The organism is Arcobacter sp. CECT 8985 (assembly GCF_004116495.1).
GTDB lineage: Bacteria > Campylobacterota > Campylobacteria > Campylobacterales > Arcobacteraceae > Malaciobacter.
Genome location: NZ_PDKC01000003.1, coordinates 62,803 through 86,159, shown reverse-complemented (window position 1 = coordinate 86,159; position 23,357 = coordinate 62,803). Strand labels below are relative to the sequence as shown.

24 protein-coding genes are annotated in these 23,357 nt (G+C 26.7%); 9 read left to right on the top strand and 15 right to left on the bottom strand.

From position 1 onward, the window contains the following. Positions 1-19: 19 nt before the first annotated feature. The 3 genes from CRU93_RS02730 to mqnE are packed head-to-tail and all read left to right on the top strand — an operon-like array spanning position 20 to position 2,015. On the top strand, positions 20-616 hold the full coding sequence (locus CRU93_RS02730) for a carbonic anhydrase (protein WP_129102709.1): 597 nt from the start codon (positions 20-22) through the stop codon (positions 614-616). A 2-nt stretch (positions 617-618) separates the two neighbouring features. Next, positions 619-951 carry a hypothetical protein gene (locus CRU93_RS02725; protein ID WP_129102649.1) on the top strand — a complete coding sequence of 111 codons (333 nt, stop codon included), beginning with the start codon at positions 619-621 and terminating at the stop codon, positions 949-951. 2 nt (positions 952-953) lie between these two features. After that, the gene (mqnE, locus tag CRU93_RS02720) at positions 954-2,015 is read left to right on the top strand and encodes an aminofutalosine synthase MqnE (protein WP_129102648.1); all 1,062 of its coding nucleotides are present in this window, start codon (positions 954-956) and stop codon (positions 2,013-2,015) included. Positions 2,016-2,065: 50 nt separating this feature from the next. Here mqnE and CRU93_RS02715 read toward each other — a convergent pair whose 3' ends face one another. From CRU93_RS02715 to CRU93_RS02700, 4 genes are read right to left on the bottom strand one after another with little or no spacing between them, the layout of a single operon-like run. Beyond that, positions 2,066-3,631, bottom strand: a complete 1,566-nt coding sequence (locus CRU93_RS02715) for a hypothetical protein (RefSeq protein WP_129102647.1) — start codon at positions 3,629-3,631, stop codon at positions 2,066-2,068. Between the two features lie 9 nt (positions 3,632-3,640). Next, complete coding sequence (locus CRU93_RS02710) at positions 3,641-4,267, bottom strand: lysophospholipid acyltransferase family protein (RefSeq protein ID WP_129102646.1); 627 nt, start codon at positions 4,265-4,267, stop codon at positions 3,641-3,643. A 2-nt stretch (positions 4,268-4,269) separates the two neighbouring features. Beyond that, on the bottom strand, positions 4,270-5,586 hold the full coding sequence (miaB, locus tag CRU93_RS02705; RefSeq protein WP_129102645.1) for a tRNA (N6-isopentenyl adenosine(37)-C2)-methylthiotransferase MiaB: 1,317 nt from the start codon (positions 5,584-5,586) through the stop codon (positions 4,270-4,272). 8 nt (positions 5,587-5,594) lie between these two features. Then, complete coding sequence (locus CRU93_RS02700) at positions 5,595-5,846, bottom strand: HP0268 family nuclease (protein WP_129102644.1); 252 nt, start codon at positions 5,844-5,846, stop codon at positions 5,595-5,597. Between the two features lie 153 nt (positions 5,847-5,999). Between CRU93_RS02700 and nusA the strand changes: the two genes are divergently transcribed. Both nusA and cysS read left to right on the top strand, forming a co-directional pair. Continuing rightward, a complete protein-coding gene (gene nusA / locus CRU93_RS02695) occupies positions 6,000-7,184 on the top strand; it encodes a transcription termination factor NusA (RefSeq protein ID WP_129102643.1) in 1,185 nt (394 codons plus the stop codon). After that, on the top strand, positions 7,184-8,590 hold the full coding sequence (gene cysS / locus CRU93_RS02690) for a cysteine--tRNA ligase (RefSeq protein WP_129102642.1): 1,407 nt from the start codon (positions 7,184-7,186) through the stop codon (positions 8,588-8,590). The genes nusA and cysS overlap by 1 nt, the downstream gene beginning before the upstream one ends. Before the next feature lie 78 nt (positions 8,591-8,668). On the opposite strand, the gene rpsR is transcribed toward cysS, so the two are convergent. The 4 genes from rpsR to holA all read right to left on the bottom strand — a co-directional run bounded on the left by rpsR (position 8,669) and on the right by holA (position 10,922). Beyond that, positions 8,669-8,926, bottom strand: coding sequence for a 30S ribosomal protein S18 (rpsR, locus tag CRU93_RS02685; protein ID WP_099342693.1), 258 nt, complete (start codon positions 8,924-8,926; stop codon positions 8,669-8,671). A gap of 16 nt (positions 8,927-8,942) precedes the next feature. Continuing rightward, positions 8,943-9,491, bottom strand: a complete 549-nt coding sequence (locus CRU93_RS02680) for a single-stranded DNA-binding protein (RefSeq protein WP_129102641.1) — start codon at positions 9,489-9,491, stop codon at positions 8,943-8,945. 23 nt (positions 9,492-9,514) lie between these two features. Next, positions 9,515-9,868, bottom strand: coding sequence for a 30S ribosomal protein S6 (gene rpsF / locus CRU93_RS02675; protein WP_129102640.1), 354 nt, complete (start codon positions 9,866-9,868; stop codon positions 9,515-9,517). A gap of 73 nt (positions 9,869-9,941) precedes the next feature. Further along, positions 9,942-10,922, bottom strand: a complete 981-nt coding sequence (holA, locus tag CRU93_RS02670) for a DNA polymerase III subunit delta (protein WP_129102639.1) — start codon at positions 10,920-10,922, stop codon at positions 9,942-9,944. 77 nt (positions 10,923-10,999) lie between these two features. Here holA and fliW point away from each other — a divergent pair, with 77 nt between their 5' ends. Then, complete coding sequence (fliW, locus tag CRU93_RS02665; protein ID WP_164967606.1) at positions 11,000-11,368, top strand: flagellar assembly protein FliW; 369 nt, start codon at positions 11,000-11,002, stop codon at positions 11,366-11,368. Here fliW and CRU93_RS02660 read toward each other — a convergent pair. Then, positions 11,358-13,211: a ribonuclease R family protein gene (locus CRU93_RS02660; protein ID WP_129102637.1), complete on the bottom strand. Its 1,854-nt coding sequence runs from the start codon at positions 13,209-13,211 to the stop codon at positions 11,358-11,360. The genes fliW and CRU93_RS02660 overlap by 11 nt on opposite strands. 169 nt (positions 13,212-13,380) lie before the next feature. Here CRU93_RS02660 and ilvC point away from each other — a divergent pair, with 169 nt between their 5' ends. The 3 genes from ilvC to CRU93_RS02645 are packed head-to-tail and all read left to right on the top strand — an operon-like array spanning position 13,381 to position 16,370. Continuing rightward, complete coding sequence (gene ilvC, locus CRU93_RS02655) at positions 13,381-14,403, top strand: ketol-acid reductoisomerase (protein ID WP_129102636.1); 1,023 nt, start codon at positions 13,381-13,383, stop codon at positions 14,401-14,403. A gap of 40 nt (positions 14,404-14,443) precedes the next feature. Continuing rightward, entirely contained in the window at positions 14,444-15,559 is a 1,116-nt protein-coding gene (locus CRU93_RS02650; protein WP_258238810.1) for a divergent polysaccharide deacetylase family protein, read from the top strand. Between the two features lie 34 nt (positions 15,560-15,593). Beyond that, complete coding sequence (locus tag CRU93_RS02645) at positions 15,594-16,370, top strand: DNA-processing protein DprA (protein WP_129102635.1); 777 nt, start codon at positions 15,594-15,596, stop codon at positions 16,368-16,370. On the opposite strand, the gene nhaA (CRU93_RS02640) is transcribed toward CRU93_RS02645, so the two are convergent. The 6 genes from nhaA (CRU93_RS02640) to CRU93_RS02615 form a co-directional block, all read right to left on the bottom strand. After that, complete coding sequence (gene nhaA / locus CRU93_RS02640) at positions 16,360-17,526, bottom strand: Na+/H+ antiporter NhaA (RefSeq protein WP_129102634.1); 1,167 nt, start codon at positions 17,524-17,526, stop codon at positions 16,360-16,362. The two genes, CRU93_RS02645 and nhaA (CRU93_RS02640), sit on opposite strands and share 11 nt — an antisense overlap. Before the next feature lie 93 nt (positions 17,527-17,619). Next, positions 17,620-18,807, bottom strand: coding sequence for a Na+/H+ antiporter NhaA (gene nhaA / locus CRU93_RS02635; protein WP_129102633.1), 1,188 nt, complete (start codon positions 18,805-18,807; stop codon positions 17,620-17,622). A gap of 72 nt (positions 18,808-18,879) precedes the next feature. Further along, entirely contained in the window at positions 18,880-20,187 is a 1,308-nt protein-coding gene (gene murC / locus CRU93_RS02630) for a UDP-N-acetylmuramate--L-alanine ligase (RefSeq protein ID WP_129102632.1), read from the bottom strand. 4 nt (positions 20,188-20,191) lie between these two features. Next, positions 20,192-20,767 carry a hypothetical protein gene (locus CRU93_RS02625; protein ID WP_129102708.1) on the bottom strand — a complete coding sequence of 192 codons (576 nt, stop codon included), beginning with the start codon at positions 20,765-20,767 and terminating at the stop codon, positions 20,192-20,194. Beyond that, a complete protein-coding gene (locus CRU93_RS02620; RefSeq protein ID WP_129102631.1) occupies positions 20,760-21,890 on the bottom strand; it encodes a succinyldiaminopimelate transaminase in 1,131 nt (376 codons plus the stop codon). The genes CRU93_RS02625 and CRU93_RS02620 overlap by 8 nt, the downstream gene beginning before the upstream one ends. A gap of 9 nt (positions 21,891-21,899) precedes the next feature. Beyond that, a complete protein-coding gene (locus CRU93_RS02615) occupies positions 21,900-23,324 on the bottom strand; it encodes a COG3400 family protein (protein ID WP_129102630.1) in 1,425 nt (474 codons plus the stop codon). Between the last annotated feature and the right edge of the window lie 33 nt (positions 23,325-23,357).

The window sequence follows — 23,357 nt, the reverse complement described above, 5'->3', positions numbered from 1 at the left end:
AGAAACTAAGTTTCCAGATATGAAAGAAAATGTTCAAAAGTTAGTAAAAGAAGGTCAAAAACCTGAAGTACTTTTTATTGGATGTTCTGATAGCAGAGTAACACCAGATATAATGCTTGATATAAATCCAGGAGATATGTTCATATTGAGAAATGTGGGTAATTTTGTTCCACCTTTTAAATGTGATGAAGATTATCATGGAAGTGCAGCTGCAATTGAATATGCAGTATCAGTGCTAAATGTAAAACATATTATAGTTTGTGGTCACTCACACTGTGGAGCTTGCCAAAGCTTATATATTGATATTCCACTTGAAGAGCAAAAAGTTGTTCATGTGAAAAAATGGCTAGAACTTGGGGCTAAGGCAAAAGAAAAAACTCTTAGTTTAATTAAAGACCCTAATGATAAAAATAGTCTTTACAGACTTACAGAAAAAATTTCTGTAACATTTCAACTAAAAAATCTATTAACTTATCCAGATGTAAAAAGAAGAATTGATAATGGAACTTTAAAAATTCATGGATGGTATTATAAACTAGAAGATGGTACTATACAATTTTATGATCAAAAAGAGGAAAAATTTAAACTATTAGAAGAGTCTGAATATGGAAAATAAAAATGTCTAATGAAAGCCAAGTAAGAAAAATACCAAAAAAATCTAAGATTATAATAGCTATTTTAATAGTTATTGTAGCAATATTATATGCAGGAACTACATACTTAAAAGATATGAAAATGAAAGAGATTTTAAACTCTTTAGGTTATAAAAATACGGGAAGTATTCAAGTCATTAATAAAATGAATGTTGAAAACAGAAAAACAAATAAAAGAGGTACTTTATATAAAGTAGTATTTGATAATAAACAAACAAATGAAGAATGTATTGGATTTGTGCATAAAGATGCAGAAGGAAAATATTATGATGATTTTGATTGTAAGAAAAGTGAGTAAAAATGAGCGTATTAGAAAAACTTAGAAATAATGAAAGATTAGAATTAGAAGATGCAGTAAAATTGTATGATTTAGAATTATTTGAACTTGCAGAACAAGCAAATAAAATAAGAGAGAACATGCATGGCAAAAAAACGTATTTTAATATTAATAGACATATAAATCCAACAAATATTTGTAAAGATGTTTGTCAATTCTGTGCTTATAGTGCGAGTAGAAAAAATCCACACCAATATACAATGACACATGAACAAATATTAGATGTAGTTGAGAGCTCATCAAAAAATGGTATAAAAGAAGTTCATATAGTATCAGCACACAATCCAAATACTGGATTACAATGGTACTTAGATATTTTTAAAAAAATAAAACAAAATTATCCATCAATTCATATAAAAGCATTAACAGCTGCAGAAATACATTTTTTAGCAACTGAATACAATTTATCCCATGAAGAGATAATAAAAATGATGTTAGAACATGGTGTTGATTCAATGCCAGGTGGAGGTGCTGAAATTTTTGATGAAAAAGTTAGAAAAAGAATCTGTGGAGGTAAAGTGACTTCACAAGAGTGGCTTGATATTCATAGATTATGGCATAAAAGTGGAAAAAAAAGTAACGCAACAATGCTTTTTGGACATATAGAATCAAGAGAAAATAGAATCGATCATATGTTAAGACTAAGAAAATTACAAGATGAAACTGGTGGGTTTAATGCATTTATTCCACTTGTTTTTCAAACACAAAATAACTACTTAAAAGTAAAAGAAGCACTTACAGGTCAAGAAATCCTAAAAACATATGCAATTGCAAGAATTTTACTTGATAACATTCCTAATATAAAAGCATATTGGGCAACATCAACTGTAAAACTAGCATTAGTTGCACAAGAATTTGGTGCAAATGACTTAGATGGTACTATTGAAAAAGAATCGATTCAAAGTGCAGCAGGTGCCAAAAGTGCCCATGGTGTACAAGTAGAACAATTTGTAGATTATATTAAAAACTCTGGATTTACTCCAGTTGAAAGAGATTCAATTTATAACGAAATAAAAGTTTGGTAAAATTAAAGGATAAAAGAGTAAAACTCTTTTTATCCTACTTTATAATTAAACTACTTTGGTTGATGAAATTGTAATATAAAATCGATTTGTATTCCAGCATCTGTATTAGTAAAAGTTATTGGATATGAGATATGAATTGAATATAATTCATTATTTAATACATCAATTAAGTGGAAAAACTCTTTTGGATCTTTAACCACAAAACTTACTGCATAATTAAATGTAATCACATCTGATTTATAACTTGATTTAAAATTCACTTTTGCATTTTTTGGTAGTAATGTTTCTAACTGTTCTGTCACTCTAATAATAGGAATAAATTCATCAGTAATATATGTTTCTTTATATATTTTCATAGATGGTTCAATAATTTTTTCACCACTATTTTCAATTATTCCATGATAAACCACATCTTTTTTTTCTTCAAAATCTATTTTTGAAGTTTTATAAAGTTTTAGTAGTTGTGGCTGCATTGTTTTTATATATATATCATCACTTAAAAAATCTGCACTAATTGTAGAAGTATCTTTTGTTAACTCTAACTCTTTTAAAACAACATCAAAAGGAATAATATTAAATAACTCTTTTACTCGTTGTTCTACAATTAAATTTTTTTCAACATGATTTGGAAGAGTAAATGTTTTTTTAGCATACTCTTGTGTTTGATTCTTTTGATTATTGTTTTCACTTATTAAATCTTGAAATGGAATAGTTAAATATGCAACTAATCCTATGATTACAATTGATAAAAATGTAAGTAAAACTTTTGTTCTATTTTTACTTTTTTTCTTTCTAGCAATAATAAAACTTTTATGTTGTCTTTTATCTTTTACTAGTTCAAATAATTCTTCATCAATTGAAATTGGATGATAAAAAACATCTACTAATAATTCATCTTTAATTTGTTCAATTTGTTTTTCATTTAACTGTTTTACAGTATATAAAAATCTTATCTCTTCAATAAAAATATCATTTGTTGTTTCATAAAATTCATTAATAATAGTATTTATAGTATCAGTAACTTCAAAAAAATGTAATTCATCAAATAGTTTTTGACCTATTACATCATTATCATAAAATTTACTATTTTTTACACTTTCAAATGTCGTAAAAGTTACAACTTTAGCAAAAACAATCTCACCTTTTGCATTTAAAATTACAATATAACCTTTATTATTAAAAAATAGTACTATCAATGAATTTGTATATGGATTTTTTTCTATAAAAGAGTTTAGAATATGAAAAGTAGAATAGATATAATCAATTCCTGTTGCTTCAAAATAATGTCTTGTTTCAAATAATTTACTTTTTGATATTGCAATATCATACTCATTATTTAAATTTGTAGTAGCGTAATCTTTTAATCTTTTTGACAAATTTCTTTTAACTAATTTTGTGTCATCACTCATTAAAAGTGTAGTAATATAAGTCCTATTTATTTCATTTTGAGAAGCATTTATTTTATGAACTGCATCCCTTGGTAATATTTCATCTTTTGAAATAAAAACAGATTGATTTGATTCAACAATTTGTTCATTGTCTAATTTTTTATAATCTAGTCTTAATGAATTATTATTTTTTATAGCACTAATATATAAAGAGTGATCACCAAACATTAAATTTCCCTACTTTAAAGCATTAATCAACATTCTTTCAGTTATTAAAGCTTTTGCATCTTGCATATCCAAATCTTTTATATCAAGTGGCTCTTGAATAAAAAATTCTAATGTACCAAAAGGTTTTGGTACAACAAACTTATCCCATGATTTCATCTGCCAATATTTTGTAGGTTTGCAATTAAAAATTGCAATTCTACAATTACTTTTTTTTGCAATTGCTACAATACCATCTGCAACTGAAAATCTTGGACCCCTTGGACCATCAGGAGTAATTGCAACATCATTTTTTGCTTTTAACTCTTTTATTGTACTAATTAATGCTTTAGCACCACCTTTGGAAGAGGAACCTCTAATTGATCCTATACCTAAATATTCAACAGTTCTTGTAATTGCCTCGCCATCTTTATGTTGACTAATAATTGCTTTTACTAAAGAATTTGGTCTCAATTTTTGATAATTAAAAGGTTGCATTAATAATTCACCATGCCAAAAAGCCACAATTAAGGGCTCTTGGGGGTCAATTTTTGCATGGTGATAAACTTTTTTATTTGTTAAATAAATAAATCTAACTATTAATTGCATTATAAAAGGTATTAATTTTTCTGCAATAAAAGTTTTTATTCTTTTTTTCATTATTATTTTACTATTTCACCTTTTAATGCTGTTCTTGTTACATCTGTAATTTTAACATCTACAAATTTTCCAATAACATCATCACTTCCTTTTGCAAATACTTGCAAATAATTATCTGTATATCCAGATACTTCTCCATTTGGTTTTAAACTCTCAACTAAAATATTTACAGTACTACCAATTAAATCTGGCATGTGTTTTTCTAAATATCTTTTATGAAGTTCAATTAAACCTGTAAGTCTTGCACTTGCAATTTCATCATCAATTTCTAAATCTTCTAGCTTTAAAGCTTCAGTTTCAGGTCTTGGAGAATATTTAAAGTTAAATATTTGATCAAATTTAACTTCATTTACCACATCCAAAGTATCTTCAAAATCTTTTTGTGTTTCCCCTGGAAAAGCTACAATAATGTCAGTAGTAATTCTTAAATTTGGAACTAAATCTCTTAACTTTTTAGCTCTATTTAAAAACCATTCTTTTGTATATCCTCTTTTCATAGCTCTTAAAATTTCTGTAGAACCACTTTGTAATGGCATATGAATACATTTTGATATTTTTGGATTTTTTGCAAATTCCTCAATAAATTCATCATCCATATGTAGTGGATGAGGAGATGTAAATCTTATTCTTTCTAAACCTTCAATTTTTGAAACATCTTGAAGTAATTTTGTAAATGAATATTTAGGTCTTTTATCACTAAATCTTCTTCCGTAAGAGTTTACATTTTGCCCTAAAAGCATCACTTCAACAGCACCTTCTTCAACTGCTTTTCTAACTTGATCTACAATCATTTCAGGAGGAATTGAAATCTCTTCACCTCTTGTATTTGGTACAATACAGTATGTACACTTTTTATCACATCCTATTGAAATATTTACACTTGCTCTATATTTATTAGTTTTTGCAGGTGCAAATTCATAAGTTGACTCATCATTATCAATTGAAATTTCAACTGCACCTTTTACGTCAACTACGTCTTTTATTTTTGAAATATTTCGTGCCCCAACAACAAAATCTACATAAGGGGCTCTTTTTATAATATCTTTTCCAAGATGACTTGCAGTACAGCCACATACTCCAATTTTTGCACCATCTTTTTTCTTTATGTTAAATTGCCCTATTTCAGAAAACAATTTTTGCACTGGCTTTTCTCTTACAGAGCATGTATTAATTATGATTAAATCAGCATCTTCCATATTGTCTGTTTTATCATAATCTTTATACTTTTTTAACTCTGCTGCTATATGTTGGCTGTCAGTATCATTCATCTGACAACCTAGTGTTTGAATAAATAATTTCTTAGTTTCTTCTTTACCCATATATTTGCCTACTTAATTAAAAGTGCATGTACCTCATACATATACTCATCATCAGCTAATCCATATTTTACTTCTCTAAAATATACATTAAACCCTTCTTCTTCTAATGCATCAACCAATGCCATCATATCTTTATGAGAATTATCTCTATCAAAATAGAAGATTTTTTCACCAGCTTTTAATAGCTCTTCTTTAATTTTTTCTAATTGCACTTTTTTTGGTTTTTCATTTAACTCATTTCTTGCAAATAATAATTCCATATACCTAAACCTTTTTGTCATTTAAATTAGCTATATATTCTAGCTTAAAATGGCTTTAATTTGTATAAAAGAACTTTTAGATATAATATGACTCTAACAATAACATTGAAAATCATGAATATACATTTCAATGTCAAATAATAAAGGGTTTTAATGGATAAAATTATTGATATTTTAGACTCAATTGCTTATGAAAAAGGTCTAAAAATTGAGGACGTAGAGCAAGCGTTAAAAGAAGCATTAATCAAAACAGCTGAGAAAATGGTAGATCCATCATTAAATTTCGATGCACAAATCGATAGAGTAAATAAAAAACTTGAACTATTTCAAAAATTAGAAGTAGTAGAAAATGATGATGAGAGATTATCTGGAAACTCATTAGATGAGTATAATAATTTGATTAACCCTGAAAACTTTATCACTTTTGATGAAGCAAAAGAGATAGATCCAGATTTAGAAATTGGTGATAGTGTTAATTATGACTTAGAATTCGAAAATATGGGTAGAAATGCAGCAACTATTTTACATAATAATTTTGAGTATAAAATTCAAAGATTTATTGAAGAAAACCTTGTATCAAAATATAAAAATAAAATTGGAAAAATAGTAAATGGTTCTGTAACTAGAATCGATAGAGCTGAAAATACTTTTATTGAGATTGGTGAAGTTAAAGCTATCTTACCAAGAAAAAATAGAATCAAAGGTGAGTTTTTCAGAATTGGAGACAATCTAAAAGCAGTTGTAAAAGCAGTAAAAATTGATAAGTCTTTGGGATTAATCATTGAGATTTCAAGAACATCTCCAAAATTCCTAGAAGCACTATTAGCACTTGAAGTTCCAGAAATTAAAGATGAAAGAATCACAATTGAAGCCAGTGCAAGAATTCCAGGTAGTAGAGCAAAAATTGCACTATCTACAATAGAACCAAACATTGACCCAATTGGTTCAGTTGTTGGTGTAAAAGGTGTAAGAATATCATCTGTTAGTAGAGAATTAAATGGTGAGAGTATTGACTGCGTTGAGTACTCAACTGTTCCAGAAATGTTTTTATCAAGAGCTTTATCTCCAGCAATTATAAAAAGTGTTGTAATTGATAGAGAAGGTAGTTATGGTAGAAATGCAAAAGCAACTGTTACTATTCCAAGTGATCAAAAATCAAAAGCAATTGGGAAATCTGGATTAAATATCAGATTAGCATCAATGCTTACAAAAACTGATATAGAACTAAATGAAATAGAAGCAACTAATACATTATCTTCAAGTTTTGCATCAAATGATGATGATAAAAAAGAAGAAAAAGTTGCAGATACAAAAGATTTAGAGGCACTATTTAAATAATGAAAACTTTACATCTATTTGACTCTGTAAAAAAAGAAAAATTAGCTTTTGAACCAATTTTTAATAATGATGTAAAAATATATGTATGTGGCCCAACAGTGTATGATGATGCACACTTGGGTCATGCAAGAAGTGCAATTGCCTTTGACTTATTGCATAGGGTTTTAAAAGCAAATAACTACAATGTCACTATGACAAAAAACTTTACTGATATTGATGATAAAATCATAAAAAAAATGAAAGAAACTGGCAAATCTTTAGAAGAGATAACTACTTTTTATATTGATTCATATAAAAAGGACATGAATGCATTAAATGTCTTAAATAATACATTAGAACCAAAAGCAACACAAAACTTAAAAGTTATGATTGATATGATTGAAAACTTAAGAGAAAAAGACATCGCATATGTTATTAGTGATGGAGTATATTTTGATACATCAAAAGATAGTGAGTATGGAAATATAAGTCATAGAGCAAGTGATGAAAATTCACAAGCTAGAGTTGAAGCAAATAGTGAAAAAAGAAACTCAAATGATTTTGCACTTTGGAAATTTCAAAAAGATGAAAATGAAGTAGCCTATGAAGCTGCTTTTGGAAAAGGAAGACCAGGTTGGCATATTGAGTGTAGTGCAATGATAAATGAACATCTAGCATACAAAGATAAAGAGTATGCAATAGATATCCATGGTGGTGGAGCAGATTTACAATTTCCACATCATGAAAATGAAGCAGCTCAAACTAGATGTGCAACACATCAACACCTAGCAAAATATTGGATTCACAATGGTTTTGTAAATATTAATGGTGAGAAAATGAGTAAATCTTTAGGAAATTCATTTTTCTTAAAAGATGTTCTAAAATCTTATAGTGGAGAAGTTATAAGATTTTATTTATTAAGTGCACACTATAGAGCAAACTTTAATTTTAATGAAGAAGATTTACAAGCAAGTAAAAGAAGATTAGATAAAATCTATAGAGTAAAAAAAAGAGTTTATGGACTTGGTAAATCTGCTGTTAATAAAGATTTTAAAGAAGAGCTATTAAATGCATTAAATGATGATTTAAACACTTCTATTGCCCTTTCAATAATTGATGAAATGATAAATAAAGCAAATGAAACATTAAATAATGAACCTAAGAATAAAGCTTTTAAAAAAGAGCTTGTTGCTAATTTAGAATTTATTGAAGATATTTTAGGAATTGCAACTCAAGATGCTTATAAATATTTCCAATTTGGTATTTCAGATGAACAAATAAAACATATTGAAGAGTTAATTAATAAAAGAGTAGAAGCTAAAAAAAATAAAGAGTTTGAAAAAGCTGATGCTTTAAGAGATGAATTAAAACAACTTGATATTTCGATTATGGATACACCAAATGGCGTAGTTTGGGAGAAATTATAATTTTATAATTTCTTTTGATTAAGCATAAAAAAAGGGAAGAAGTTAAACTTCTTCCCTTTTTTATTATCAAATCTCAGACTATTTAATGTGTGCTGGATCAGTAACGTTTTTAGTATCAACAATATATGGAACTAATGCCATGTGTCTAGCTCTTTTAATAGCTTTTTCAACCATTTCTTGAGCATTTTTAGAGTTACCTGTAAGTCTTCTAGGCATAATTTTACCTCTTTCACTCATTGATAACTTTAATAAATCAGTGTTTTTATAATCAATGAAATCAATTTTCATCTCAGTATATTTACAATATTTTTTTCCGTATTTTCTTTTTTCTGCCATTTTTTATCCTTATTTTCTAGAAAGGTATTTCGTCTTCATCAATATCTATTTCAGGTATTTTATGCTCAGGTGCTTGTGCTTGAGTATTCATACCACCATAATTATTCTTTTGACCATACTCGTTTTGAGGATTAGAAGGTGCATTATATTGATTTTGTTGTGGTTGAGAATAACCATTGTTATTGTTATTATTATAGTTATTATATCCACTATCATTATTTTGCATAGATTGTGAATCAGATTTACTATCTAACATTTTCATAGTATCAACTCTTAAAGAGTGTTTACTTCTGTTAGTTCCATCTTGTGCTGTCCACTGCTCTAATACAAGTCTTCCTTCTAATAAAACTTTTGAACCTTTTCTTAAGTATTGATTAGCAACTTCACCAGACCTACCAAAGATATTAAAATCTAGAAAACATACTTCGTCTTTTTGCTCTCCAGTTGAAGTTTTATACTTATAACTAGTAGCAATTGCAGATTTAGCTATTGCTGCTCCACTTGGTAAATATCTAAGTTCTATATCTCTTGTTAGGTTTCCTACCATTACTATTTTATTATACATTTAAAAGGTCCTTGTTAACTTAATTAGTTAGCTTTTTTAGCTGCCTCATCACTCATTTTAGTCCATGCACTAATCTCTTTTTTGCTTTCATATTTAATGAAAATAAATCTTAAGATTTGTTCATTGATTCTGTAGTTTCTTTCTAATTCTAAGATTGCATTAGCAGGAGCTTTAAAATAAATTACGAAGTAATAACCTCTTTTATTTTTTTCAATTTCATAAGCTAATTGTCTAGTTCCCATATCATCAAAAGATGTTACTTCACCACCATTTTTTTCGATATTAGCTTTAACTAATTCGATTTGAGCCTTAGTCTCTTCTTCAGTAAGAGTTGGCTTTAAAATAAACATTGTTTCATAATGTTTTAATTTTGACATTAATTTCTCCTTATAGTGTATGCCGGTATCTTTACATAAATATCAGCAAGGAATTTTTGTAAAGTTCGTGATTTTATCTAAACATAACTGTGAATTTTCTTAGACTTGCTTGTAAAAATAGATTTTGTTTATTAATTTTCGTAGATTTTATTTCTAACTCTAAATTTAACAAAAATTCAAACATTTCTTGAAAAGTTTCAGGTTTAATTGATATTGCTAATTTTGCTTTCTTTTCCCAAATATTTTTAGGTGGCACAAAACCTAAAATTTCTTTTGCATTAGGTGTACCAAAAGATCTTGTATATGCACTAATCATAAATAATTGTTGAACAAAAGAAGTAATCTGTGTTAATAGATATATTTCATTCATTCCCTCTTCTAAAAGAATTTGAAGTTCATCTGAAATATCATTTCCTAAAATTAAATCATTTAAAAAATCTTCAAATGATACATTTCCAATACCAAAACAATGAGAGTTTACAAGTGTTGTTGTAACTCGTTTATTTAAAATAGCTAATTTACTTAAATCATTAAAACATAAACTTAAATCTTGTCTATGCATAAAAAATAGATGATTTAATGCAGAAACATCTATTTGTAAATCTATTTTTCTTGCTTGGCTTTCTAAAAGTTTAATTGCTTCATTAGTAAAAGGAGCAAACATTCTTACACTAACAGAGTTAGTTTTTGTAGTAAAATATGATCCCATAGTTTTAAAATCACTATCCCCAATACAAGAGAAGATAATTGTAGAATCTGGGTTTATATTACAAGCATTAATTAATTCTGTGACTTCATTTTTAGGAAGCTTTTTTTCAATTCTTACTATTATCAAGTTATTTGAAGAGAATAATGAAGATTGCAATAATTGGTCTTTGATATACTTAAAATTATAATCATCATAATAGATTCTTTGAATATCTTCTTTAGATGCAATACTAGTTGCAACTAAATTAGTATAATAATCTATAAGGAAAGTTGATTGCCCATAAAACATGTATGCATCAAACTTTTTATTTTGGTTTAGTAAGTTATCAAATTCTTTTTTATACATTTAGATATAATACTTAATATTAAGTTATTTTTTAATAAAATGGCTCGAAATTCGTAATAATAATGAAAGGTTATATCTTGTATGAAGTAAAAGTACCTATTTTAGGTTTTAATGACAAAAACAAGATGAATATAAAACAACTAGATAATAACTACTATATATTAGAAATGGATAGAAAAGAAGATACAAATATGTATTTATTATCTTCTAACTCTGTTGCAAGTTTTGATATTGATATTAATGATGAAGATTTAAGAAAACTTCAAATTACGGAAAAAACAAAAATATCTATATATTATACTATATTAATAAACAATCCTGTTTCAGATTCACTCGTAAACTTAAGTGCCCCAATTATTATAAATGAAGATAAAAAACTAATGGGACAATGTATTATTAATAGTTCAAACTATTTATATGATACTCTTGGGAAAATCAATATTTAATTGATGCAACAATTTGTTTAGTTACAACATCTGCTGATTTAATAATTACTTTTAATTTACTATATAAAGTTTGTGCTTTATAATTTTCTAAAAGTAATTTCATCCCTGGAATTTTATGATAAACTTTTGCTATACCTCGTTGTTCATCAATTACTTCAGCTTTTAATTCAATTCCAATATTCTTTTGGGCCCATCTTGCATATTTTCTATCTTCAAAATCCCAAACTAATTGATCTATTTTTCTTTCTTGAATAGAGATATGTTCACAAATATCATCAATATTACTTGGTGTTTGTTTAGATTTCAACATTCTATGTAAAACTAGATCAGAGTATCTTCTAATTGGACTTGTAAAATGTGAATATGAATCAAATCCTAAACCAAAATGTCCAGAATTTCTCGATGAGTATTTTGCTTGTGTTTGTGAATGAATTATAAGTTCATCAATCTCTTTTGAAAGAGTAGTTTGTCTTGCTTTTTCTTGAATATGAGTAATTGTATCATGAACATCTGATTGAAGTTTTACACTAACACCTAACATATTTACTTCATCAACTAATTTTGATATTGCTTTAAAAGCAGGTTCATCATGAACTCTAAAAATTCCAACAGTATTTACTTTTTTACTAGCTTCTATATTTGCTAAAAGCATACACTCTTCAACTAGTTGGTGAGATGAAGTAGAGTGTTCTTGTGTAATTGAATCAATTTCACTGTTGTTTGTAAGTTTTAATCTTAATTCACTAGTTCTAAAATCATACCCTTTTTTCAATCTATTTTTTCTATAGGCTTTTGTAACTTTATAAAGTTCTTCAATAGAAATAAATAGCTCTTTTTCCAAGTCAGTACATGTGTCATATTTATTTTCTAAAACTCTATCAATTCTTCCATATGAAAATTTTCTTTTTGATTCAATAATTGCTTCATAAAGTTTTGATTTTTTAATACCAAAATTTTTAATATCCAAATGCAATTCAAAAACATAAGCATATCTTTTTTCATTCTCTCTTAAAGAGCACATATCTTCACTCAATTTTCTTGGTAACATTGGTAAAACTTTTGAAGGTAAATATATTGAACTTGATTTTATAAAAGCCAATTTATCTAAAGGTGAATTTTCCTTTACAAAATAAGATACATCTGCAATTGCAACATATAAAACTTCATTTTTTTCATCATAATAAATTGCATCATCATGATCTTTTGCACTTGCTGGATCAATTGTACAAAAATTCAAATGTGTTAAATCAACTCTTGGATTTTTATCATCCATTTTTGCATCAACATCAATCTCTTTTTCTAATCTAATCAACTCTTTATATAAATATAAACTTATATATTCATCAATTTTAGGATCTGTTAAATTACCAACTTTTTTTATTAGTTCTAAACTATTTGAATCAACTACTAAAACATCGCCATCCTCAAATTTTTCTTTTAATTTAAAACTTAATTCAATATTCTCTTTTACAGTATAAAAAATATTATCTTTAACATAAACTAATAGCTGTTTTTTCTTATCATTAAATACTTCAACTATCTTAGCTTTAATTCTACTTCTTGGATTGAAAACTCTTTTTGCAATGACAAAATCACCATCATAAGCTCCATTTAGATGTTCAAATTCTAATTTTATGCTTTTATGTTCATTAGCTAAGTCATTTAATAATGCATATTTTTTTTCAAAACTTAAAGTACCTACTCTAAATTTTGAATTAATTTCATAATATTTTTCTTGTTTAAAAATTACATCTTTTTTTATTAAACTATTAATTAGGTCAATCTCTTCTTTCGAAAAATTTTCTTGTTTTTTTATAATCTTTTCAAATAGTTTTTTGTACAAAATTATTCCTTGGTATTATTCTTTTATAATATTATCTAAAAAAATTTTAACTTTTTTAATTGATACTATACCATAAATTATATACATCTGTTTGGTTGTCAATCTATTACTTAAATTTTAGAAACATTAGAGTATAATTGCCAAAAAATTAATTAATAGAGGGAAAATAATGGCATTAAATGTTTACTATGATAAAGATTGTAATATCGATTTAATAAAATCAAAAAAAGTTGCAATGATCGGATTTGGTTCGCAAGGACACGCTCATGCTGAAAACTTAAGAGACTCTGGAGCGGAAGTTGTTATCGGTTTAAGAGAAGGTGGAGCATCTTGGAAAAAAGCTGAAGCAAAAGGTTTTGAAGTAAAAACTGTTGCAGAAGCTACAAAAATTTCAGATATCGTTATGATTTTATTACCAGATGAAAATCAAGCATCTGTTTATGCAAATGAAATTGCTCCTAACTTAAAAGATGGTGCAACAATTGCATTTGGTCACGGATTTAATATTCACTATGGAAGAATTACTCCAGCAAAAAATATCAATGTAATGATGGTTGCTCCAAAAGCTCCAGGTCATACAGTAAGAAGTGAATTCCAAAGAGGTGGAGGAATTCCAGATTTAATCGCAGTTGAACAAGACCCAGCTGGAAATACTAAAGAAGTAGCTCTTTCTTATGCATCTGCTATTGGTGGAGGAAGAACTGGAATTATTGAAACTACATTCAAAGATGAAACTGAAACTGACTTATTTGGTGAGCAAGCAGTACTTTGTGGTGGTGTTTCTGCATTAGTTCAAGCTGGATTTGAGACATTAACTGAAGCTGGTTATCCTGCTGAGATGGCATATTTTGAGTGTCTTCATGAATTAAAATTAATCGTTGATTTAATGTTTGAAGGTGGAGTTCATGATATGAGATACTCTATTTCAAATACTGCTGAATATGGTGACATGGTTTCTGGACCAAGAGTTATCAATGAAGAATCTAAAAAAGCTATGAAAGAGATCTTAAAAGAGATCCAAAATGGTAAATTTGCAAAAGACTTTATATTAGAAGGTCAAGCTGGTTACCCAAGAATGACTGCTGAAAGAAATAACTTATTTAATCACCCACTAGAAATCACAGGTAGAAGATTAAGAGATATGATGCCTTGGATTAAAGCAAATAAACTAGTAGACGAAGATAAAAACTAAAAACAAGGGTTTCCCCTTGTTTTACATGAAATTATAATATATGGCAAAAAGAAAAACTACAACTAATAAAACTAAACAAAAAAAAACTAAGACACAGCAGAAAAATTCTAAAAGCAACAATCAAAAATTAAAATTAATCAATCTTGTTTTAGTTATATTAATACTTTCACTAGTAATTTCTATACTAAGTTACTTTTTTATTCTAAATGAACCAAACAAAATTGATACAAAAAAACATGTACAGAAAAAAGAGCATTCAATTAAAAAAGATGTCGATCTAAATAACTATGCAAATAAAAAATTAAATGAATACTTTATGGATAGTGCAAAAGATAATAATGTAAAATATGAAGAATATACAGATGAATTTGAAAAAGAGTATGTTCATAAAAATAACAAAGAAGACAAAAAGATATCAAAATCTAAAGAACAAAAAGAAGATAAAAAACAAACTAATAATAAAGAAGTTGCGGTATTTCCTAAGAAAATAGAGAATAATAAACCAAAACTTGCAATTATAATTGATGACGTAACACTTCAAAGACAAGTAAAAGCAATCAAAAAAATTGGTTATAAAATTACTATGTCTTTTTTACCTCCAACAAAACATCATCCAGACTCAGCAAAAATTGCACAAAATTTACCATTTTATATAATTCACTTTCCAATGCAAGCACAATCTTTCAAATTTGAAGAAGAGCATACATTACATGTAGGAGATTCTTTTAAAAAAATTGAAAATAGAGTTAAGCAGTTAAGACATTGGTACCCAAATGCAGAATATACAAATAATCATACGGGAAGTAAATTTACATCAAATGATAAAAGTATGGACTATTTATTTAAAGCATTAAAAGAGTATAACTTTTTATTTGTAGATAGTAGAACAACAGCAAAAACTGTTGCAAAAAAATATGCAAAAAAATATGATATGCCTTATATCTCAAGAAATATTTTTCTAGATAATAAACAAAAATTTGACTACATTCAAAATCAATTAAAAAAAGCTATTAGAATTGCTAAAAAAACTGGATATGCAATTGCAATTGGACATCCACACTCTATAACTCTTAAAGTTCTTAATGATTCAAAACCACTATTAAAAAATTTAGATTTAGTATATGTAAAAGAATTACCAATTTCAGTTAAACCTTGATATAATAATTTTATAAATTATTTATTGGGGTTTTATGACAAATTGCATTGATTTTAAAATAAAAGAGTTTGAAAAGTTAAAGAAATATCCTAAAGAGCTATTTTATAGGGGTAATTTAGAACTACTAAAAAAACAAAAAGTCTCTATAGTTGGAACAAGACGTCCTATTTCATACACAAAAATCCAAACCCATAATATATCATCACTTTTATCAAGTAGGGATATTTGTATTGTAAGTGGAGGAGCAATGGGAGTAGATGCAATTGCCCATCAAGCTGCAACACCAAAAAATACAATTTGTGTTTTAGCAAATGGCCTTAATATAAAATACCCAAAAGTAAATAAAAACTTATTAGAGCAAATAGAACAAAATGGCCTACTTATAAGTACTTATAAAGACGATACACTTGCAACAAAATATACTTTTGTACATAGAAATGAACTTGTGGTTGCATTAAGCGATATCTTAATAATAATGCAAGCAGATGAAAATTCAGGAAGCATAAGAAGTTTAGAATATGCTATAAAAATGAATAAAAAAATCTATACAATTGCTCATAGAATAGATGAGAATAAAGGATTATTACCTTTTATAAAAAATGGCCAAGTAGAAGTTATTTATGATATAAATGAGTTTTTAAATAGTGTAAAAAAAGATGATTCAAATAATAATAAAGATGAAGTTTTAGAATACTTAAAAACAAATCCAAGTTATGAAGAGGCTATATGTAAATTTCCTGAAAAGATATTTGAGTATGAGTTAAACTCCATTTTCAAAGTAGAAAATGGAGTTTGTAAAGTTATTTTTTAGCAACAACTTTTAGAACTAAATATCCTATAATTCCAGATAAGAATGAACCTAATAAAATTGCTAACTTATCAGTATATGCAAATAATGAATCATCAACAAATGCAAGTGAATCAACAAATAAACTCATTGTAAAACCAATACCTGTTAATATTGCAATTCCATATAATTGCTTAAAATTAGTTCCTTCTGGTAAGCTTGCAAATTTCATTTTTATTGCAAGATAAGAGAACCCAAATACTCCTAATTGTTTACCTAAGAAAAGTCCAAGCATAATTCCTAAAGGAACACTTGTAGTTAATTGGTTTAAAGAAATACTTCTTAAATCTACTCCTGCATTTACAAATGCAAATAAAGGTAAAATAAAAAATACTACCCAATAGTGTAATGAGTGTTCCATATCTTTTAACATTGAAAAAGCAGTACCATCTTTTCTTTTAGAGTGTAAAGGAATTGTAAATGCCAAGGCAACTCCTGCAAGCGTTGCATGTACTCCTGATTTTAGTACAGATACCCAAAGAATAACACCTAATATAATATATGCAGCTGGTTTTATAACTTTAAATTTATTTAATAAAATAAGTCCAATCAATGCTGATCCTGCAATTAAGATTGACATTATTGATAAATCATTTGTATAAAATAGTGCAATAATAACAATTGCTCCTAAGTCATCAATAATAGCTAATGCCATAAGAAATATTTTTAATGATACTGGAATTCTACTTCCAAGAAGTGATAAAATACCTAATGCAAAGGCTATATCAGTTGCTGTTGGAATTGCCCATCCTCTCATTGCAACCTCATCACCTATATTAAAATATACATACACTAATGCAGGAATAACCATTCCTCCAACAGCTGCAATAGCTGGAAGTGTTATTTGCTTAGCACTTGATAAATGACCTTCTAAAATCTCTCTTTTTACTTCAAGCCCAATAAGAAAAAAGAATATAGCCATAAGTCCATCATTTATCCATAACAAAAGAGGCTTTGCAATATTTAATGCGCCAAATCTTATCTCAACTGGAGTATGTAAAAAAGCATCATATGCTGCTGAAAAATCTGTATTTTTCAGTATTAATGCTAAAATAGTCACAAAAATTAAAACTATTCCAGCACTTGACTCCTTTTTTATAAAATCTTCTAATACACCCATTGTTGCCCTTTTTTATTTAAGTTTATATTATTTTACTTTAACTAAGTTTAAAAAAACTCAATAAGATTTTTTAAATATGATAATTAAATAAAACTATAAATCGCAAAGCTTTTTAGTCTTTGTATATCTTAATATCAAATACCCTACAATTCCTGAAACTATTGATCCTATTAAAATAGCCAATTTATCTGTGTATGCATAAACATCGGAATCTTGAAATGCTAATGAATCTATAAAAAGACTCATCGTAAATCCAATTCCTGTTAAAACTGAGACTCCATACATTTGTATCCAATTTGTACATTTAGGTAGTTTTGCAATTTTTAATTTTACTGCAATAAAAACAAAACTCATTACACCCAATTGTTTTCCTAAAAATAATCCTAGCATAATTCCTAAAGAAACATTACTAAATAATTGCTCAAAAGATAATCCTTTTAGACTTACTCCAGCATTTACAAATGCAAAAATTGGTAAAATAAAATATGCAACCCAGAAATGTAGATTATTTTCTAAATTTTTTAAAGGTGAAATAGTTTTATTTTTTTCATCTTTGAGTGCTATTGGAATAGTAAATGCTAAAATTATACCTGCAAGAGTAGCATGAACTCCTGATTTTAAAACAGAAATCCATAAAATAATACCAACTAAAATATATGCAGTTGGTCTAATAATTTTTAATTTATTCATTATGATTAGAACAATAGTACAAGTGACAGCTGCGAAAATAGAAAGAATAGATAAATCACTAGTATAAAATATAGCTATAATTAAAATAGCGCCTAAATCATCAAAAATAGCAAGTGCCATTAAAAAGATTTTTAAAGAAACAGGTACTTTTTTTCCAAGTAAAGATAAAATTCCCAATGCAAATGCAATATCAGTTGCAGTTGGAATTGCCCAGCCTTTCATAGAAAAATCATCACCATAATTAAAAACAGTAAAAATAATTGCAGGTATTGCCATACCACCTATTGCACCTATTGCAGGTAATGCTATTTTTGATTTTGATGATAAATGTCCAGCAAGTAACTCTCTTTTTATTTCCAAACCTACTAATAAAAAGAATATTGTCATTAAACCATCATTTATCCAAAGTATCAATGGTTTTTGTATTAAAAGAAGATCACCAAAAGCAAAAGTAATTTGTGTTTTTAATAGTGTATTATATTCACTTGAAAAATAACTATTTTGGAAAAGTAATGCCAACACTGTAATAAATATTAAAATTACTCCAGATGATGATTCTTTCTTGATATAATCTCTTATTAATATTTTCATATATCTGCCCTACTTTCACTTATAATAATTATTTTATACTTTTAGCCTTTAGTTTTACTTAGAATTATTAATCTATTTTCCTCTTAATTGATATGTAATATCACCTGCACCTACACCTAAAATAATACCTTCAGTATATGTTTGAATAATTTTTTCATTTTTTATTATTTCAATTGCGCCATTTTTTGAATTAATTCTATCTGCAAAAATTGGATTATAAAAATCAAACTCTTTTTCAAAATCTATATCAATTTTTTGTTCTCCTGGAATTGTCCAAATTGGAAGAATAATAAGTTCATCACATCTTCTAAAACATTTTTTAAAACCTTCTAAATTGTCTTTTGTTCTAGAATATTTATGTGGTTGCCATATAACTACTCTTTTATTTATATTTGTAAGATTATCATAAACTTCAACCGATTTTATTGTTGCTTCAATTTCAGTTGGATGATGTGCATAATCATCTATTACAACTAAATTATCATTTTTTTGTACAATATCAAATCTTTTCTTGATACCTTTATAATTTAATAAATTTTTTCTTATTACTTCAATATTAAGTTCATTTAATGCTGCTAATATTGCTAAAGATGCATCAATTACTACATGATAACCAAATCCCCAAACTTCAAATGATCCTAAATCTTTTAAATCAAATTTAGTATATGGTTCTGCATTTTTTAGTAAAAAACATAAATTTCGTATATCTTTACTAGGATATAAAAAATTTGGATTTTTTATATTTAATTTTTTTATATATTTATCTTCACCATTTAAGACATTCTTTTTTGATAAATTAATAAATTTTTCATAAGCTTGAAAAAACTTTTCATAATCATAGTGATAATATTCCATATGTTCAGGTTCTGCATTTGTTACAATAGAACAATAAGGGTTTGATAATAAAAAACTTGCATCAGATTCATCTGCTTCAAAAGCAACTAAATCATTTATATACCTAAAGTTTGAATTAAAATCTTTTGATATTGCACCTATTAATGCTGAACTATTTAAAATTGAAGCTAAAATTGCAGTTGTTGTACTTTTACCGTGTGCACCTGCAACACAATAATTCTTTTTATCACCTAAAATAATAGGTAATGCCTCTTTTCTAGATAGCGTTCTTATTTGTTTTAATCTTGATTCAATTAGTTCTGGGTTCTCATCTGTAACAGCAGCTGAATAAATAACTAAATCTAAATTTTCACTTATATTTGAAGCTTCTTGTGAACAAAAAACTTTTATACCTTCTTCTTTTAAAGCTTTTGTTATTGGTGTACTTTTCATATCTGAACCACTAACATCGTGCCCATCATTTTTCAAAAATCTAGCTAGTGCAGAAAGTCCTATTCCACCAATTCCAATAAAATATATTTTCATCAATTTAATCCAATAAATATTTTAATTTTTCATACTCTTGCTCTAAAATTTGAGCATTTTCGTTTAAGTATTTTTCTATTTCAAAAGTAAAATCTACGATAAAATAACCATATTTTTCATCTTCAACATTTTTAGAATCTACATTTTTTTCATAAAATGAGTCTAAATCCACATTTTTATTCAAATTTATCAAATGAACATTTAAAGCATCCACTAATTTATTATCATCCACAATATTTGAAAGAACAAAGAAAAGTTGTTTTGCTGAATCCATATCACCATAACTCCATTTTTCTATTGCAAATTCATAAAAAGCTCTAATATAAAATAATTCATCACCTTCAAATTTTAATTTTCTACCATTATTTACAATTTCATCAACTTTTGAAAAAGTAATTTTTAGAATATTTTCATAAACTTCATTAATTTTTTCTTCTTGTAAATCAAGTATCAACATAGAATCTAAAACTTCATACAATGCAGATATATTACCTTGGCTTATTGCATCAACTCTTGTCTCTTCTAAATATTTTAAAAAATCAGGATTAGTTCTTGCTTCATTTAGTTCCTCTTTAGTCATCAATAAAATCCTTCAATCTCTTTAAAACATCTTTTGTTTTTATGGCATTTTCTACAAGTGCAATTCTTACATAACCTTTTCCCATACCTTCTCTTCCTAAAAAACTCCCAGGTAGAACTTTTATACTTTTTTCTTCATATAGTTTTTTTGTAAACTCTAATTCATCATCTACTTTTAACCAAATATAAAATGTGGCAACTGGAGGATTTATTCCTAAAATTTCTTTTGCAATTTGAAAATTTTGTCTATATATTTGTCTAAATCCTTCTACATGTTTTTCATCATTCCATGCAGCTACTGCAGCTTTTTGTAAAGGAACAGGACTAGCACATCCAACATAAGTTCTATATTTTAGGTACTCTTTTAAAATTGTCGTATCTCCAGCTATAAAACCACTTCTAAGACCAGGAGCACTACTTCTTTTTGAAATTGAGTTCATTACTAAAATATTTTTAAACTCACCATTTCCAGCTTTTATACTTGCTTCAAGTAGTGACGGTGGTTTTGTTGCTTCATCAAAAAATATCTCACTATAACACTCATCGTTTATTAATATAAAATTAAATTCTAATGCTTTTTTAACCCAAACAGCTAATTCATCAATAGACATAACAGCTGAAGTTGGATTATTAGGATAATTTAATACAACTAAATCACATTTTTTCAACTCTTCATCACTCAAATTTGCTTTAAATTCATTTGAATCATCTAAATTAATATGAATAACTTCTGCTCTACTTGCAATTGCTGAACCTTCATATATTTGATAAAATGGGTTTGTAAATGCCATAACAGGATTTTTTTTATCAAAAAGTGAAAATTGGGGAAAGTTAAATAACACTTCTCTTGTACCAAAAGTCGGGATTATTTGCTCTTGATTTAAAAGAACATTAAATCTTTTTGAAAAGAAACCAATCATTGATTCTTTTAATTCTGGTAATCCTGCACTTGCTGGATACTTTTTTAATAATGTTGAATTAGCTTTTAATTCATCTTGAATAAACTGTGGTGTTTCAAATTGTGGTTCACCAATAGTTAAAGAAGATAGTTCATATTCACTATTTGGTGTAACTCCTTGTAATAATTTATTTAATTTTTCAAATGGATAAATCTCAAAATTCATTTATTTCCTTTAATCTTCAATAACAGGTATTAATAGTTGATTATATTTTGCCATATCAAATGATAATAAGTCTGAGTTTGTATATAAAAAACTCCAAGAAAATCGTTTATGAAACATACTTTTTTTCAATGGCAAGATTTGTAAAATATTCTCTTCTTTTCTTAACTCTCTAATAGGATTTTTTTCACAAGATACTACTTCTATTTTTTGACTGAAAATTTTTGATAAATTTTCAAAATGATCTAAAAGTTTTGATTTATCTTCTTCTTCTATTGGATCCATATCAAATATTTTTGTTTTTGTTTTTAATTGACTAGAAATATCAAAAACAATAGGAGATATTTGTTCGTATGATTTTGTATCATTTAATAAAATAAGAGTATTTTTTGTAGCTCCAACAGGCTCTTTCCCTAGTTTAAACAATGGCATTTTTAACTGCATTAACTCAAGTGAGATATCTTTTATTTTAAACATCTCATTTGTTAACATAAGCATACCTATATCAAACTTTTTAAAATCCATTTTTCTTATTCTTCTAAAGCCTAAATTGTGATAATCTATTTCAATTATCACTGTTGAATCATCTTTAAATTTACTTTTTATCATATTCATAATTCCAACTGTTGTTGGTCTTGTGATTCTTATAATTAACTTACTATTTTTAAGTTTTTTATTTAGATGTTTTGCTTCGTATACTGCTTTTTCTATTCTTGATTTTTTCATCAAAAATAAATCAAGATACAAATATATATTATGTCCAAAAGGCATTGGAAATTGTCCTCTTGTTTTACCAATAGCACTATAAACTTGCATTAATACTTTTGGTTCACCAATTACTAAAATAATATCATTTGGTTTTAAAATAGAAGATGGCTTTAAATCTTTTAGTTTTTCATTTCTATATAATGCAAATATTCTCCAATTTTTTTGCTCAATAGAACCTATATACCTATATGCATAAGAGCTACCAAAAGGTATTCTTATTTCCATAATTTCACCGTGCTTTAATCCTATATTTTGTGCAATTACAGGAATATTTGGAAGTCTTTCAACCATTCCATTTGCTAAAACTTCTATTCCTTTATATACATTAACATAGGGGTCTTCAAGCTCCAAATTCCAATAATCTAAAATATTCATTTGTAAGTTGTGTTTATGTGATTTTATATTACTAATTACACTTAACATATCATCTTTTGAATTAAGAACAATCAACACTTCATAATGAATATTTTTATCTAAAACCATTGCAAGTTTTGATTTTGATGTTGGATCAAATTTATAAAATGTAAAATTTGATAATTTTTGCTCTGGGATTATTGCATCATTAACATATATAATATCATAATAGTTTTCACCTGTATTAGTTTCAACTATCCTTTGCATTAAGTTCTTTGCAACAATACCATCTAATATTACGAGTATCTTTTTCATAAAAAATATTATATCTAAATCTTCTAAATTTTA

Coding starts and splice junctions, on each gene's coding strand:
- CRU93_RS02730 (WP_129102709.1), top strand. CDS start 20: ATGAAAGAAAATGTTCAAAAGTTAGTAAAAGAAGGTCAAAAACCTGAA.
- CRU93_RS02725 (WP_129102649.1), top strand. CDS start 619: ATGTCTAATGAAAGCCAAGTAAGAAAAATACCAAAAAAATCTAAGATT.
- mqnE (WP_129102648.1), top strand. CDS start 954: ATGAGCGTATTAGAAAAACTTAGAAATAATGAAAGATTAGAATTAGAA.
- CRU93_RS02715 (WP_129102647.1), bottom strand. CDS start 3,631: ATGTTTGGTGATCACTCTTTATATATTAGTGCTATAAAAAATAATAAT.
- CRU93_RS02710 (WP_129102646.1), bottom strand. CDS start 4,267: ATGAAAAAAAGAATAAAAACTTTTATTGCAGAAAAATTAATACCTTTT.
- miaB (WP_129102645.1), bottom strand. CDS start 5,586: ATGGGTAAAGAAGAAACTAAGAAATTATTTATTCAAACACTAGGTTGT.
- CRU93_RS02700 (WP_129102644.1), bottom strand. CDS start 5,846: ATGGAATTATTATTTGCAAGAAATGAGTTAAATGAAAAACCAAAAAAA.
- nusA (WP_129102643.1), top strand. CDS start 6,000: ATGGATAAAATTATTGATATTTTAGACTCAATTGCTTATGAAAAAGGT.
- cysS (WP_129102642.1), top strand. CDS start 7,184: ATGAAAACTTTACATCTATTTGACTCTGTAAAAAAAGAAAAATTAGCT.
- rpsR (WP_099342693.1), bottom strand. CDS start 8,926: ATGGCAGAAAAAAGAAAATACGGAAAAAAATATTGTAAATATACTGAG.
- CRU93_RS02680 (WP_129102641.1), bottom strand. CDS start 9,491: ATGTATAATAAAATAGTAATGGTAGGAAACCTAACAAGAGATATAGAA.
- rpsF (WP_129102640.1), bottom strand. CDS start 9,868: ATGTCAAAATTAAAACATTATGAAACAATGTTTATTTTAAAGCCAACT.
- holA (WP_129102639.1), bottom strand. CDS start 10,922: ATGTATAAAAAAGAATTTGATAACTTACTAAACCAAAATAAAAAGTTT.
- ilvC (WP_129102636.1), top strand. CDS start 13,381: ATGGCATTAAATGTTTACTATGATAAAGATTGTAATATCGATTTAATA.
- CRU93_RS02650 (WP_258238810.1), top strand. CDS start 14,444: ATGGCAAAAAGAAAAACTACAACTAATAAAACTAAACAAAAAAAAACT.
- CRU93_RS02645 (WP_129102635.1), top strand. CDS start 15,594: ATGACAAATTGCATTGATTTTAAAATAAAAGAGTTTGAAAAGTTAAAG.
- nhaA (WP_129102634.1), bottom strand. CDS start 17,526: ATGGGTGTATTAGAAGATTTTATAAAAAAGGAGTCAAGTGCTGGAATA.
- nhaA (WP_129102633.1), bottom strand. CDS start 18,807: ATGAAAATATTAATAAGAGATTATATCAAGAAAGAATCATCATCTGGA.
- murC (WP_129102632.1), bottom strand. CDS start 20,187: ATGAAAATATATTTTATTGGAATTGGTGGAATAGGACTTTCTGCACTA.
- CRU93_RS02625 (WP_129102708.1), bottom strand. CDS start 20,767: ATGACTAAAGAGGAACTAAATGAAGCAAGAACTAATCCTGATTTTTTA.
- CRU93_RS02620 (WP_129102631.1), bottom strand. CDS start 21,890: ATGAATTTTGAGATTTATCCATTTGAAAAATTAAATAAATTATTACAA.
- CRU93_RS02615 (WP_129102630.1), bottom strand. CDS start 23,324: ATGAAAAAGATACTCGTAATATTAGATGGTATTGTTGCAAAGAACTTA.